This window comes from Aphanothece microscopica RSMan92 (assembly GCF_046613545.2).
Classification (GTDB): Bacteria; Cyanobacteriota; Cyanobacteriia; order PCC-6307; family Cyanobiaceae; genus NIES-981.
The window spans coordinates 1-1,995 of record NZ_JBKKKY020000146.1 but is presented as its reverse complement, the minus strand read 5'-3'; the positions used below and the strand labels follow the sequence as shown (position 1 = coordinate 1,995).

The window sequence follows — 1,995 nt, the reverse complement described above, 5'->3', positions numbered from 1 at the left end:
GCCGCCGCGCAGGTTCTCGATGCCGGTCAGCGTGTCCACGGTGAAGTCGGGCTGGCCCACGCGCTGAACCGCGAAGCCGCCCAGCAGATTCGCCGCCACCGCCAGCGTGTCCCCGGCGTAGGAGGCCTCGTCGACGCCAAGCCCGCCATCCAGCGTGTCGTTGCCAAGGCCGCCGATGAGGGTGTCGTTGCCCTGCAGGCCGGAAAGGGTGTCGTCGCCGCCAAGACCCGACAGCGCCTCCGCCAAATCGGTTCCGACAATCGAGTCCGCTCCCTCGGTTTGGGTGATGATCCGCAGCGTCTCGCGGAAGACCTCGGAGTCCGTGCCCGTGGCGGCCGTGACAGCCTTATATGTGGCGACCAGAACCCCCGGGCTGGTCTCCATCAGCGAGACCAGCGAGTTCTGTGAGGCGGTCCCTGTGTCGAGGAGTCGCGTGCCGAGCAATTGGCCGGAGGCGCCCACATGCCAGACCTCGTTGATCCAGTTCCCTCCCACATTCTTCGGCAACACGAATGCATAGCTGCCGTCGAGCAGGCGGATGAAGGAGTCGGCGAACCAGGAGGAACTGGCCAGGCTCGAAAAGTCGGCGATGACCGCTGGAGTCTGGCCGTCCGTGAAGCGGACCAGGAGCAGGCCACTTTGGGCCGGGCTTCCGGAACTGAAGCTGAAGTGGCTGATCAGAGTCACTGCCTGCGTCGCCGATAGGGCGACCGTCTGCGCATAGAGCGACGTCGACTGAGCACCCGCCAGCAGATAAGGCGCCATATTGAAGGTGACGGGAGGCGCGCCGCCCGGGAAATCAAGTGTGACGCTCCCGGTTGCGCCAAACAACTCGCTCGTGGCGAGCAGCAATCCCCCCGACGTCGCGATCAGAGTAGGTGAGGGGGCGCTGGACGCGCTGCTGGCAAGAAGCGCGCCGTCTGCGCCGATCGAGCGGATGAAAAAGCTGTCGTTTCCAGACCCGCTGAGAGCATAGGAGCCGTAGGAGAACGTGAAGCCGCCGGCCGGATCGGCGACCGCGTCTACGAGATAATGCCCGGTCACGGAACCGCCGTCGACAAGCATCACTGGCTGGCCAGAGGGCACGAAGTTGGCGGAGTAAATCTGATATAAAATGTCAGCGTTGTCAGTCTGAGGATCATACTCGTCATAGATCAGGGCGAAACGGCCATCGGAGAGCGGCAGCAACCGGAAGGAGTCGATCTGGGAGCCTGCAGTCTGCAGAGGCGGGGTCGCAAAATTGATGGAAGGCCCCGCCACGTTGCCTTGAGAGTCGAGGGGAACGAACACGACGCTTGAGGCGGGGTCGAGGCCGAACAAGCTGGGATTGTTCACATAAGCGGCGAAAGTCTGCCCTGAAGGCGAACGAATGATCCCGAGATTGCCCTGTTCGATGGAATCATTGGCGTTAATCAGGGTTCGCGGGGACAAGGACAGGAACATGAACAGGAAACCTCTGGCATCGACGGGGCACAGATTAGTCTCCCATACGGCTTTGGACATGTTCCATCTGAAGTTTACTACAAAATTGCGCCTTCGCGTGCGTCGGCGACAAAAAGTACATCAGATACTGACATTGCCGGCATGCATCTTCGTGGCGCGGGTCACGGCGAAACAATCTGTCAAAGGCAACACCAGTGCCGCCTAGGCGGCACGGCTTCAAGCGCTCACCGGGTGAACCTCCCGGAGCCAGTCCGTTTTGGCATTGCGCCCTGGCTGCCCGATCCGCGCGTCTTCCAACTCAAGGCTGATGATGAAGGCGCGGCCATCCGGCGGCGTCCAGTTGGACCGCCCCCTCACGCGAACAGGAAGTCCGCCGCGGTGAGGTTGACGGGCTGGTGGTTGAGGAACCAGATCTGCGTGCCCCCATCCACTACCAGCACGGTGCCGTTGATCGTGCCCGAGAAGCTCATCGCCGCCTGCGCCTGCGCGAAGTTGGTGATGGCTGTGCCCACAAGGCGCACCACGTCGTTGACGCCGCCCGCCTCGAAGTCG

The 1,995-nt window shown here is 62.6% G+C and carries 2 protein-coding genes; both read right to left on the bottom strand.

The features are described 5' to 3' along the window. On the bottom strand, positions 1 to 1,503 hold a 1,503-nt coding region (locus tag ACLD7X_RS16475; protein ID WP_482763992.1), incomplete at its 3' end, for a calcium-binding protein. Between the two features lie 293 nt (positions 1,504 to 1,796). Beyond that, positions 1,797 to 1,995 (bottom strand): hypothetical protein (locus ACLD7X_RS16470; RefSeq protein ID WP_411424770.1); only part of this gene is annotated, 199 nt, incomplete at its 5' end.